This is a genomic window from Bordetella sp. N, assembly GCF_001433395.1.
Classification (GTDB): Bacteria; Pseudomonadota; Gammaproteobacteria; order Burkholderiales; family Burkholderiaceae_B; genus Bordetella_C.
The window spans coordinates 6,444,327-6,456,545 of the sequence record NZ_CP013111.1 but is presented as its reverse complement, the minus strand read 5'-3'; the positions used below and the strand labels follow the sequence as shown (position 1 = coordinate 6,456,545).

At 65.6% G+C, this 12,219-nt stretch carries 11 protein-coding genes; 3 read left to right on the top strand and 8 right to left on the bottom strand.

The features are described 5' to 3' along the window. Positions 1 to 43 precede the first annotated feature (43 nt). The 3 genes from ASB57_RS27885 to ASB57_RS27875 form a co-directional block, all read right to left on the bottom strand. Positions 44 to 883: a citryl-CoA lyase gene (locus tag ASB57_RS27885; RefSeq protein WP_082621887.1), complete on the bottom strand. Its 840-nt coding sequence runs from the start codon at positions 881 to 883 to the stop codon at positions 44 to 46. Beyond that, a complete protein-coding gene (locus tag ASB57_RS27880) occupies positions 880 to 2,457 on the bottom strand; it encodes a class I adenylate-forming enzyme family protein (protein WP_057655127.1) in 1,578 nt (525 codons plus the stop codon). Before ASB57_RS27880 ends, ASB57_RS27885 begins: the two co-directional genes overlap by 4 nt. A gap of 248 nt (positions 2,458 to 2,705) precedes the next feature. After that, on the bottom strand, positions 2,706 to 3,704 hold the full coding sequence (locus tag ASB57_RS27875) for a Bug family tripartite tricarboxylate transporter substrate binding protein (RefSeq protein ID WP_369822884.1): 999 nt from the start codon (positions 3,702 to 3,704) through the stop codon (positions 2,706 to 2,708). Between the two features lie 553 nt (positions 3,705 to 4,257). On the opposite strand from ASB57_RS27875, the gene ASB57_RS31240 reads away from it, so the two are divergent. Beyond that, positions 4,258 to 5,001, top strand: coding sequence for an IclR family transcriptional regulator (locus ASB57_RS31240; protein WP_057655122.1), 744 nt, complete (start codon positions 4,258 to 4,260; stop codon positions 4,999 to 5,001). A 192-nt stretch (positions 5,002 to 5,193) separates the two neighbouring features. Here ASB57_RS31240 and ASB57_RS27860 read toward each other — a convergent pair whose 3' ends face one another. Both ASB57_RS27860 and ASB57_RS27855 read right to left on the bottom strand, forming a co-directional pair. Then, on the bottom strand, positions 5,194 to 6,183 hold the full coding sequence (locus ASB57_RS27860; RefSeq protein WP_057655120.1) for a tripartite tricarboxylate transporter substrate binding protein: 990 nt from the start codon (positions 6,181 to 6,183) through the stop codon (positions 5,194 to 5,196). A 93-nt stretch (positions 6,184 to 6,276) separates the two neighbouring features. After that, positions 6,277 to 6,894, bottom strand: a complete 618-nt coding sequence (locus ASB57_RS27855; RefSeq protein ID WP_057655119.1) for a dimethylmenaquinone methyltransferase — start codon at positions 6,892 to 6,894, stop codon at positions 6,277 to 6,279. Positions 6,895 to 7,369: 475 nt separating this feature from the next. On the opposite strand from ASB57_RS27855, the gene ASB57_RS27850 reads away from it, so the two are divergent. After that, entirely contained in the window at positions 7,370 to 8,251 is an 882-nt protein-coding gene (locus ASB57_RS27850) for a LysR family transcriptional regulator (RefSeq protein ID WP_057655117.1), read from the top strand. A 100-nt stretch (positions 8,252 to 8,351) separates the two neighbouring features. Here the strand turns inward: ASB57_RS27850 and ASB57_RS27845 are convergent, their stop codons facing one another. The 3 genes from ASB57_RS27845 to ASB57_RS27835 all read right to left on the bottom strand — a co-directional run bounded on the left by ASB57_RS27845 (position 8,352) and on the right by ASB57_RS27835 (position 11,004). After that, on the bottom strand, positions 8,352 to 8,750 hold the full coding sequence (locus ASB57_RS27845; RefSeq protein WP_369822766.1) for a hypothetical protein: 399 nt from the start codon (positions 8,748 to 8,750) through the stop codon (positions 8,352 to 8,354). A 77-nt stretch (positions 8,751 to 8,827) separates the two neighbouring features. Then, on the bottom strand, positions 8,828 to 9,706 hold the full coding sequence (locus ASB57_RS27840) for a substrate-binding domain-containing protein (RefSeq protein WP_082621885.1): 879 nt from the start codon (positions 9,704 to 9,706) through the stop codon (positions 8,828 to 8,830). 26 nt (positions 9,707 to 9,732) lie between these two features. Further along, positions 9,733 to 11,004 carry an MFS transporter gene (locus ASB57_RS27835; protein WP_156414460.1) on the bottom strand — a complete coding sequence of 424 codons (1,272 nt, stop codon included), beginning with the start codon at positions 11,002 to 11,004 and terminating at the stop codon, positions 9,733 to 9,735. 384 nt (positions 11,005 to 11,388) lie between these two features. Between ASB57_RS27835 and ASB57_RS27830 the strand changes: the two genes are divergently transcribed. Next, entirely contained in the window at positions 11,389 to 12,201 is an 813-nt protein-coding gene (locus ASB57_RS27830) for a transporter substrate-binding domain-containing protein (protein WP_057655110.1), read from the top strand. Positions 12,202 to 12,219 lie beyond the last annotated feature (18 nt).

Genomic DNA, 12,219 nt, shown 5'->3' with positions numbered 1-12,219 from the left:
GCCCGGCGTGACCGCCGTGTTTTCCTTGATCGCCATGGTCGTCTTACTCCTGCGCCTGATGCGATTTGCCCTTGCCCACGTAAGGGATGGCCTGATCGATGGTGTCCCAGATGAAGCGCCCGGACGGGCTTTCCTGTTCTTCCGCCACGTGCGCCACCAGGCCGGCCGCGCGCGAGATCACGGCGAAGCCGCGCATCAAGGTCGTCGGAATGGCCAGCTCGCCCAGCAAGGCCGCCACGGCGCCGGTGGCGTTGATGGTGATGTGCCGTCCCGCCACCTCGTCCACCGCGGCCGCCAGCGTGCGCAGCGCCTGCACCGACGCGCCCGCCAGGTCCGGCTCCGCCTCGGCCAGGTCCAGCAGCTTGAGCGCGCGCGGATCGTCGGGCTTGTGCAAGTGATGGCCGAAGCCCGGCATGGCGCGCTTTTCCGCGCGGTGCGCGCGGGCGATAACAAGCGCCTCGGCGTACGGGTCGGCGGCGTCCTTGATGCGGTCCAGCAGCCGCGAACAGTTTTCCATGGTGCCGACGAAGGAGCTGCCCACCGCCAGCAGGCCGGACGCCACCGCGCCCTGCAGGTTCTCCGGCGCGCTCATGTAGATCAGACGGGTGGCGATGGCGCTGGGGGTCAGGCCATGTTCCATCAGGGTGACCAGCACGGCGTCGACGATGCGCAGGTCGACCGGCCGCGCCTTGCGGCCGGTGATCTGCATGAACATCACTTCGGTGAACGTGGCCTTGCCGATCAGGTCCTCGACCAGGTCGGCGTCGCGGTAGTACATGCCGGTCAGGTGATGGGCGCACAGGCGCGTCACGGGGCCGTCCGCCTTGTTGTTCGGGGTCTTGGCGGTATTCGGGGTATTCGCGTTGTCGTTGCGGGAAGTCATGCGATCTCCTTGAGGGCGGCGTCACGCACCGCGTTCTTCAGTACCTTGCCCACGGACGAACGGGGCAGGCTGTCGTAGATGTGGATCTGCTTGGGCGTATGTACGGGGCCCAACAGGCCGCGCACATGCAGCTTCAAGGCCTCGACGTCGATGATGGCGCCGGCATGCGCCTGCACCGCGGCATAGACGGCCTCGCCCCACTTGTCGTCCGGCACGCCGAACACCGAGCACTCGTAGACATCGGGATGCGAGATCAAGGCGTTTTCCACATCCACGGGATACACGTTGAAGCCGCCCGTGATGACCACGTCGCGCAGGCGATCCTTGAGGAACAGATAGCCGCGCGCGTCCACCAGGCCGGTGTCGCCGGTGCGCAGCCAGCCATCGACCAGCGTCTCGGCGGTTTTCTCGGGCAGGCGCCAGTAGCCGGCCATCACCAGATCGCCGCGGACGGCGACCTCGCCGATTTCGCCATCCGCGCAGGGCTGTCCGTCCGCGCCAAGGATGGCGAGGTCGGACAGCCACGTCACGCGGCCGACCGAACCCAGGTTGGCGCTGTCGTCGAAATCGGTGGGCCGCATCAGGGTCACGATCTGCGGCGCTTCCGTCTGGCCGTAGGTGGTGCCGAGCACGGGACCGAAGAAGTCGCGCGCCTGTTCGAACTTGCCCACGGGCATGGGGGCGCCGCCGTAGATCAGATTGCGCAGCTTGGGGAAATCGGCGCGCGTCACGCCCTCTTGCGCCATGAGCATGTAGATCAGGGTGGGGGGCATGAAGCTGAGCGTGCCGCCGCGCTCGCGGAAGGCGGCGGTGATGGTCGCGGGGCTGGCCGCGTCGACCAGCAGCAGCGCGCCGCCTTGCGCCAGCAGGGGCAGCAGGTAGGTGCCGGTGCCGTGGGTGATGGGGGCGGCCACCACGTAGCGGTCTTCGGGGCCCAGGCCCCAGCCGTGGATCTGGTTGATGATGCCGGCGTTCCAGGCGCGCGCCGGCTGCATGACACCTTTGGGCAGGCCGGTGGTGCCGCCGGTGAACTTGATGGCCTGGATGGCCTCGCGATCCATGGGGTAGGTGGTTGGCGACGCGCCTGCGTGCTGGGACAGCAGGCTGGGCAAGGCGTGCTGGGCTTCGGCGAAGGTGGCAGCCGTGCTTGGGTTGCCGTTGATACCGGCGGCGGCAGTGCTGGCGTTGCCGGAATCAGGTGCATCCAGGCGGATGCGATGTGTTTTGATCGTGTCGCCGACCAGCGGCGCGCCGACCGTATCGATGGCGACGATGGATGGCTCGGTGGCGGCCAGGATGCGGGCGATTTCGCTGGGGGTGCTGCGGTAGTTCAGGGGCACCCAGATCTTGCCCGCCGCCAGCGTCGCCAGCAGGGCCAGGATGTGTTCGGCCGTATTGCCGGCACAGATCGCCACGCGAGTCTGCGGGGCGGGATCGAAGGCCTGCATGGCGGCGGCCAGCGCGCGCACGCGAGCGGCCAGATCGGCGTAGGTGATGATGCCGTCGGGACCATCCAGCGCCGTGTTGCCTGGGTGACGCTGGGCAGCGCGGAAGAAGAAATCTATGGGGTACACCAGTAACTCCTTGAATAAGGCGAAGGCACGAACCGCCGTCGCCTGCCTACGCAGATCTCACCAACTTGGGCGCCAGCCCAAAAAAGGGGCGATGGGGGGCTCCCCCATCATTCAAAAATTTCGCCACTGGCAGGCAGCCGCCGACGCCGGCTCGCGCAGATCTCGCCAACTTGGGCGCCAGCCCAAAGAGGGGGCGATGGGGGGCTCCCCCATAAATAAAAAAACGCTTCGCCGGAAGGCGGCCTGCCCTACTCGGCCTTCAAATTCGCCGTCTTCACCACCTTCGCCCACTTAACCGTCTCGGCAGCAATAAAACTCCCGAACGCCTTGGGCGAGTTGTCTTCCGGCGGCAGCACGAACCCACTCTTCTCGTAAATCGCCCGCAACTCCGGATCCTTCAAAGCCTTGTTCAAGGCGGTATTCAAACGTTCGACCACCGCGGGCGGCGTCCCCTTGGGCGCCATCAATCCAAACCACGACTCCACGGAAAAATTCGGCAGCCCGGACTCGGCCAGGGTCGGCACATCAGGCGCGAAGTTGACCCGCTTCAGCGTGGTCACCCCCAAGGCCCGCAGCTTGCCGGCGCGCACGTGCGGCAGGGACGAAGGCATGTTGTCGAACATGGAATCGACCTGCCCACCCAGCAGGTCGCCGACGGCGGGACCGCTGCCGCGATAAGGCACGTGCAGGATGTCGGTGCCGGTTTCCATCTTGAACAGCTCGCACGACAGGTGGATGGACGAACCGCTGCCGGACGACGCGCAGGTCAGCTTGCCCGGGTGCGCCTTGGCGTAGGCGATGTATTCCTTGACGTTGTTGATCGGCACCTTGGGATTGACCACCAGGATGTTGGGCACCGAGGCCATCATGCCAATCGGGGCGAAGTCCTTGTTCACGTCGTAATTGAGCTTGCTGTACAGCGTCATGTTGATCGTGTTGGCGATCGAACCGACGTAGAGGGTGTAGCCGTCCGGCGCGGCGCGGGTCACGGCTTCCGCGCCGATGTTGCTGTTGGCGCCGGTGCGGTTTTCGACCACGAAGGTCTGGCCCAGCTCCTGCGTCAAGGACTTGGCCAGCAGGCGGGCCACGATGTCGGTGGCGCCGCCGGCGGCGTAGCCGACGATCATGGTGACGGGGTGATTGGGGAAGTTGGCTTGGGCCTGGACGGTTGGGGCGACCAGGCAGATGGCGGCGCCGGCCGCGAGGGCGGCCAGTGCACGCGCGCAGCGTGTGACGATCATTGTTATGTCTCCGTATGTTTGTCTAAATATTGGACAAATCTGTGTTTGTCTGGGCTTATGATGCTTGTCGTCTTTCTGACGTGGAAGGTGGATTGTTCAAATAATGGACAAGTCTTGGGGTAAAAGGAGCGCCTCGCCGGCGGGGAGCGGGAGGAGGAGCGGCGCGCAGAGCGCGCCGCTCGTTGGAAGCGCTGCGCCCGCGAAGGGCACGACGTCCGCGAAGGACGCGACGCCCGCGAAGGGCGCGACGTCCGCGAAGGACGCGGCGCCCGCGAAGCGCGGGACCTCCGCGAAGGACGCGACGCCCGCGAAAGGCACGACGTCCGCGAAGGACGCGGCGCCCGCGAAGCGCGGGACCTCCGCGAAGGACGCGACGCCCGCGAAAGGCGCGACGTCCGCGAAGGACGCGGCGCCCGCGAAGCGCGGGACCTCCGCGAAGGACGCGACGCCCGCGAAAGGCGCGACGTCCGCGAAGGACGCGGCGCCCGCGAAAGGCGCAACGTCCGCGCAGGGCGCAACGTCCGCGCAGGGCGCGGGGGACGCGCGCGGCGGGACGCGGGTGGAGGCGGAGCGGGATGGGGGGCCGCGGACCTTGCGGCGGGGACTGCGGATATTGGGGGTGTTGCGGGGCGCGGGCGCGGCGGGGCTGCATGTGACGGAGATTGCCGCGCAGACGGGAATGCAACGGTCTACCGTGTACCGCTTTCTCGACGTCCTCGTCGACGAAGGCTATGCCGTGCGCGACGGCGACAAGCCCCGCTATCGGGTGCTGCACGCCGACACCGACACCGCCGACCCGCATGAGCAGGCGATACGCCGTTGGCGCCCGGCCATGCGCCGCATCAGCGACGCGATCGGTGACTCGGTGTTCCTGATCTGCCGCGCCGGCGACGACTCTCTATGCCTGCATCGGGAGATGGGCAACTACCCGGTCCAGGTGCTGACCGTGACCGTGGGCCATCGTCAGCCCCTGGGTGTAGGCGCGGCCGGCCTGGCGCTATTGGCCGCACTGCCACCGGCGGAAGCCGCCGACATCATCGCCCGCAACGAAACCGCGTTCCGCGCGTATGGCGGCCTGACCGCGGCGCACATCCGGCGACTGGTGGAAAGCACCCGCGACCGCGGCTGGTCGGTGATCGGCAACACCGCAGTGCCTGGCGTGCTGGGCGTCGGCATGGCCTGGTGCGACGGCGAGGGCTACCCGCGGCTGGCAATCAGCCTGTCGACCCTGATCGACCGCATGCCCGCGGCCCGCCAGCGCACCATCGCAGAAGTGCTGCGGGCAGAACTGGCCAGTCGCTGACGCGCTACCGCCAAGGGCGGTTCAGTAGTTGAGGGGCGGAGCCCCTCAACGCTCCCCGAGCAGAGGCATCAGCCACGCGGAGCGTCGGCGACAGCCGCGTTGCAGCAGCTTCGTAGCGCGGTAGCGCCGCTGCTCCAGCAGAACCACGGGGTGAAGGGGCGGAGCCCCTTCTTTCCTACGCGAACCGCGTATTCAATCCAGCTTCGCGCCAGACTGCTCAACGATCGTCTTGTAGCGCCCGATCTCGGCAGTGATGAACTGCCCGAACTGCCCCGCATCGCGCGGCTCAGCCAACTCGGCGCCCAGGGACGTCAAGGTCTTGCGGATCTCCGGTTCGGCCAGAATCGCATTGATCTCGGTATTGAGCCTGTCGACGATCTCCTTCGGCGTACCGGCCGGCGCCACCACGCCATACCAGGCCGACGCATACATGCCCTTGATACCCGCCTCGTCGAACGTGGGAACGTCCGGCAGTTCCGGCAAGCGCTTCTGCGACGCCACCGCCAACGCGCGCAAGGCACCCGCCTTGACCTGCGCCAGCGACCCCGTGTCCAGCATCATGTCGACCTGGCCAGCCAGCAGATCCGACACCGCCGGACCACTGCCCTTGTAGGGAATATGCACGATGTTCACGCCAGCCGCGTGATTCAGCATCGAACCGGCCAGATGCTGCGACGAACCGATGCCGCCCGATCCGTAATTCAATTTGCCCGGATTGGCCTTGGCGAAAGCCAGCATCTCCTGCACGGTCTGGAACTGCGACTTCTTCGGCACTTCCAGGATGTTGGGGATGGAAGCGACGAAAGCCACCGGCGCGAAGTCCTTCTGCGCATCGAAGCCCAGGTGGCTGTACAGATGCGGGTTGGCGGCGTTGGTGGAGCTGGTCGCCATCAGCAAGGTGTAGCCGTCGGCGGCTTCGCGCACGAATGAAGCGGTACCGATGTTGCCGCCCGCGCCCGCCTTGTTGTCGACGATGACGGTCTGCTTCAGGCGAGTGCCCAGTTGCTGCGCCAGGATACGGCCCAAAGCATCGGTGGCGCCGCCCGGAGGCCATGGCACGACGAGGCGGATGGGACGGTCGGGATAGCCGGCCGCCATCGCCGCGGGGGCGTGGGTGACCAGTAGCGCGGCAGCGGCGCAGGCCGCGACGCTGGAAGCGCGTAGTAGGGAAAGCAAACGCATGGATATGTCTCCGGTTCGATGAATTATGTTCTTGGGTTCAGGTGAGGACCACGCCGCCTTGGGCAGCGCGACCTGAACACCGGCGCCGACGTTTTAACGGCCCAGGGCCGCGTCGATCCAGCTGTCGTCGTACTTGCCGGCGGCGATGTCCGCCAGGGTGCGGGTCTCGTCCGCCAGCTTGGCGCGGGCCGCCTTGGCCACGGCGGCGGCCTGGGCCGGCGCCACGAATACCACGCCGTCCTCGTCACCGATGACGATGTCGCCATGGTTGACCACCACGCCGCCTATGCTCACGGCGCAACGGGTTTCGCCGGGGCCGTTCTTGTACGGGCCACGGTGGGTGACGCCAGCGGCGTAGACCGGAAAGGCGTCACGGCGGAAAGCCGATTGATCGCGGATGGCGCCGTCGATGACGAAGCCGGCGCAGCCCCGCTTGCGCGCCACCTGCATCATGATTTCGCCTACCAGGGCGCGCTCCAGGGAGCCGCCGCCGTCGACCACCAGCACGTCGCCGGGCTGCACGTGACGCAGCGCTTCGTGGATATGCAGGTTGTCGCCCTGGCGCACGCGCACCGTGTAGGCCGTGCCGAGCAGGGGCGCGTCGCCGTGGCGCGCGTCCAGTCCGTAAGTGCCGGCGATGCGTTGCATGCAGTCGCTGATCAGCGATGTGGCCAGGCCTTCGAACAGGCTGGGGGTGACGGCTGCGGTCATGCTTCTATCTCCGATTATTGATAATGAGTTGTTGGAGAAAATGCTACCTGCGGCACATGGAGAAAAAAAGAGATAAATTTGCGCCTTTCTTGGTGAATTTTTTGAATGGTGTTTGGATGGGGATGAGTGTCTCTGCGGCCCGCACCGCGGGTAGGCGCGCGGCGCGAAGCGCCGCGCGTGTTGATGGGGTGGAGACCGGGGCTCGTATGACCGGCGGTGCTTGCGGCGAGCCGGACCAGAACCTCTCTCCGCGTAGGCGCACGGCGCGGAGCGCCGCGCCTGTTGATGACGTGGGGACCCGGGCTCGTGCGACCGGCATCGTGCGCGCCGCGCGGGCTATCGGCCTGCACGGCACGGCCCCTGCCGTGTCCGTGCGAGACCTCTCGGCGCGACGGGGAGCGGCGCCCGGCGCCGCTCCTGGTGATGGCGTCGCGGCGCGTGTGGCCGGGATTGTGCGCGGGATGCGACTCGGCATATGTTGACGCTCAAACAGATCGAAGCCTTCTTCTGGGCGGCGCGGCTGTCGAGTTTTTCGCGGGCGGCGGGGAAGCTTTGTATGACGCAGTCGGCGTTGTCGAAGCGGATCAGCGAGCTGGAGGAGGAACTGAAGACGCCGCTGTTCGACCGGTCCGCGTACCGCCCCGTGCTCACCGAAGCCGGCCGCGCCGTGCTCGAAACCGCCGAGCGCATGCTGGCGTTGCGCGAGCAGATGTACACCCGCACCGGCGCCGACGCCGCTCCCGCCGGCCTGGTCTCCTTCGGCGTGACCGAGGTCGTGGCCGGCACCTGGCTGCCGGCCTGGGTCGCCGCCATGCGCAGCGACTATCCGGACGTGACGCTGGAACCCTACGTGGACGTCTCGGCCGCGCTGGCCGCCCGTCTGCGCGCCGGCGACATCGAGATGGCGGTGATGCCGCTGCAACTGCCCGGTCCGGAATTCACCTCCATGCAACTGGCCGAAGTGACCTTCTCCATGATGGCCGCGCCCGAAGTCGTACCGTCAGGCGTGCTGTCCCGCGACGCGCTGGCGCGTCTGCCGGTGCTGGCGCAATCCGGCGGTTCGGGCCTGACGGAAGTGTTCGACAGCTGGGCCCGCGTGAACGGCCTGAACCTGCAGCGCGTGCTGGCCAGCAACAGCCTGGTGGCGATCAGCGAACTCGTCCTGGCGGGACTGGGCATCGCCCTGCTGCCCATGGACTACTACCGCGCGCATCTGGACAGCGGTCGCCTGCGCGCAGTGACCGGCCCCCTGCCCTGGCCGCGCCTCCCTTACTACCTGGTGACGCGCACGGGTCCCGGCAGCGGACCGCTACGGGCCTTGCAGCAAGTGGCGCTACGCCCGCGGACAGAAACCTGAAGCGATATGCCCAAGGGCATCATGGCCGCTATGTGGCCGCTATGTGGCCGCTATGTGGCCGGCTACGTGGCAGCACGTGTGCCAGCACGGCTGACACAAACTACAGCCCGCTGAAGAGATCGCGCTCGTTCAACAGCGCGAAGGAAATCTCGGGATTGCGTTCCAGGCAGCGCCGCACGGCGGCCGGGATGGAGGAGCGGATCTGGCGGCACAAGCCCACCTGCTCGTCCACCTTGATGATGAAGCCGCGCACGGTGCGCACCTCATTGGGCCCGGGATCGATGCGCAGCGTGATGCCAAGCAACTGGAACAGCTTCTTTTCCATGTGGCGCAGATCGGCCAGGCTGCTAATGGCCTCGATGCGGTCCAGCAGGCGCTTCTCTTCCTGCTTGTTCAACATCAGCACACGGCGATCGCCCGCGAGATCCTCCAACAGGATTTCGCGGCGGCAATCACAGGCGCCCGGCGGGCATTCCTGGCGCAAGGGAATGGTCATCATGTCCATAAGCCGACGATGATAACGGACAGACATCCGTCCCCGCACGCGATGCGCGGGAACGGATGAGCAACGAGGGTTTATTGCGCGGCGTTAGCGGCCGGCGCGGTGGCAGGCGTAGTGACCGGCTTGTTGGCCGACTTGGCCGCCGTCGTCGCCGCAGGCTTCTTGACCGTTTCCAGGCCCGTCTTGCGCACGGTCGGCTGCACGGCGCTGGACGCCAGATACTTCAGCAGCGCGGCCGCTTCCTTCGGATGCGGCGCATCGACCGGAATGCCGGCGGCGAAGCGCGTGACGGATTGGGCTTCGTTCGGAATCTTGCCGACGAAGGTCACGCCCTTGATCGGCAACAGCTCAGCCACCTGCTGGAAGCCGAGCTGGTATTTGCCTTCGGCAACGGTCTCGCCCACGGGCGTCTTTTGCACGCGCGTGGACTTGGGCTTCATCTGGTCTTCGATGCCCATTTTCTTGTACATCTCGGTTTCGATGTACACGCCGCTGGCGCTGTCCGAATACGCCACCGACTGCGCGGCCAGCAGGGTCTTCTTGAACGCGTCCATGGTGGCGATGTTGGGCTTGGGCTGACCTTTTTTGACCACCATGCCGATCGGTGAATCGGCCAGTTCCACGCGCGATGCCGGGATGACCTTGCCTTGCTTGATCAGGTCGTCCAGGGCGTAGCCCACCATGATGACGACATCGATCTTTTCCCCGCGCGCCAGACGATTGGGAATGGCTTCGTCGGACTTGCCCATGGAGGGGCCGAGTTGCGTCTTCAGGGTGTTGCCGCTGGTCTTGGCCCACTGCGGGCCCAGGGCTTTGTAGGCGGCGGTGAAACCACCGGACGTGACGACGCTGACTTCCGCGGCCAGGGCGGACGACGTGAATGCCGTCGCGACCAGGGTCGCGGCCAGGAGGCCGGTGAGTTTGGCCGGCGACAGGCGGGGGTAAAGCTTCATGGATACGTCTCCTCTTTGTTGGTGCCTCAGGGCCGGGCCGGGATGGCTTGGGGGGTCTGGGCCTGGGCGCCCTTACGATACACCGCCAAGGTGGCGATCAGGGCGCAGACGGCGGCGAAGGTCATCCAGTAGCCAGGGGCGGCGCGGTCGCCGGTGACGTGGATCAGGTACGTGGATATCTCCGGCGTGAAGCCGCCGAAGATCGCCGTGGCCAGGCTGTAGGCCAGCGAGAAACCCGCCACCCGTACCGACGCGGGCATGATCTCGGTCAGCGCGGGAATCATCGCGCCGTTATACATGCCGAAGATGAAGGACAACCACAGCAGCACGGCCAGCATCTTGTGGAAAGACGGCGCCTGCGCCAGATACGCCAAGGCCGGATACGCGGTGAGGATGGCCACCACGGCGATGGTCAACAGCAGCGCCTTGCGGCCAACCTTGTCCGATATCGCGCCGCCGATCGGCAGCCAGATGAAATTGGAGATACCCACGAAGAACGTCACCGTCAGGCTGTCCTCCGTGCTCAGATGCAGCACGGACTTGCCGAAGGTGGGCGCGTAGACGGTGATCAGATAGAACGTGCAGGTGGTCAGCGCCACCATCAAGGCGCCCGCCAGCATCAGCCCCCAGTTGCGCAACAGCGCGGCCCACGACTCACCCAGACTCGGACGATGCTGCTGCTTCTTGAAAGCCTCGGTTTCCTGCAAGCTGCGCCGCAGCACGAAAATCACCGGGATGATCATACAGCCGACGAAGAACGGAATACGCCAGCCCCAGGCCGCGATCGTGTCCTTGTCCATCCATTGGTCCAGGCCATAACCCAGCGCGGCCGCGACGATGATGGATACCTGCTGGCTGCCCGATTGCCAAGCCGAGAAAAATCCCTTGCGCCCGGGCGTCGCCATCTCCGACAGATAAACCGACACGCCCCCCAGCTCCGCGCCGGCCGAAAAGCCTTGCAGCAGACGGCCGATCAACACCAGCGCGGGCGCCAGCATGCCGATGCTGTTATAGCCAGGCACGAAGGCAATCAGCACGGTGCCGCTGGCCATCAGCAGCAAGGTCACGATCAACCCTTTGCGGCGTCCCACCTTATCGATGTAGGTGCCCAGGAACACCGCGCCCAAAGGCCGCATCAGGAAGCCGGCGCCGAATACGGCAAAGGTCTTCATCAGCGCCGCGAAGTCGCTGGATGAAGGGAAGAACACCGCTGAGATCTGCGTGGCGTAGAAGCCGAAAAGAAAGAAGTCGAACTGTTCGAGAAAATTCCCGGCGGTCACGCGCAATACGGTTCGCATGAGCGCAAGAGGCGAACCGTGCGTCGCCTGACGCTCGGGCTGCGTGGAAGAAGGCTGCATGAAGGTCGATCCTAATGACGGCATCCGGCGGCGAGGCAACGCGGCAGGGCCGTCATTTTTTTCTCAGGCGAAGCGCGCTGGCCGGATATACCGAATCGAAGGTAAGGGTTTTTCCTGACGGCGGCATTAACACGCAAGCAAAGGCGGTCGCACGCAGGAAACAAGCGAAACCAGGCATTTCCTGACAGGCGCCTTTAACTAAGGACATTCCCTGAAAAGCCCCGTATACGCGCTGAAAACCTTTATGCCGCATCGCACAAAAGTTATCGTCCTACTGAAGCATTTTCTTGCTTCCAAAATAGCCAAACGATTCCAAGGGACCCGATGAAATCTTTGAAAACCATGGCCAGCGCCTGCGCGCTGCTCCTGGGCCTGGCCGCCCATCTGGCACCGGCGCACGCCGATGCCCTCGACGACATCAAGCACCGCGGCACCTTGCGCGTCGCCGTACCGCAAGACTTCCCGCCCTTCGGCTCGGTCGACGCATCCATGCAGTTGAAGGGTTTAGACATCGAAGTATCCAAGCTGATCGCCGCCAAGCTGGGCGTGAAGGTGGAACTGGTGCCGGTGGTCAGCGCCAATCGCATTCCCTATCTGCAGACGAACAAGGTGGACCTGGTCATCTCCACGCTGGGCAAGAGCGAAGAGCGGGAGAAGGTCATCGCCTTCTCGCAGATCTACGCGCCCTTCAACAACAGCGTATTCGGCCGCGTCACCGAGAAAGTCTCCAAGCCCGAAGACCTGGCCGGCAAGACCATAGGCGTGGCACGCGGCACCTTCGAGGATCTGCTGCTGACGAAAACCGTCCCGCAGTCCACGGTCATCAAGCGCTATGACGACAACAACGGCATGATCTCCGCATATCTGTCAGGCCAGGTGCCGCTGATAGGCACGGGTGATTTCGTCGCCAGCGGCATGGCCGACACGCTGCCGGCCGGCTCGCCCAACAAGCCCGAAGCCAAGTACGTGATCCACGTGTCGTCGTGCCGCGTCGGCCTGAACAAGGACGAACCGAAACTGCTGGCCGCCGTCAACGACGTGCTGACCTCCGCCAAGAAAAGCGGTGAGCTGAACGCGATGGTGGAAAAATTCCTGCACGTGCCGATCCCGCCGGACATGCTCAACGACTACAAATAAGACGCGTCGCCTGGACCG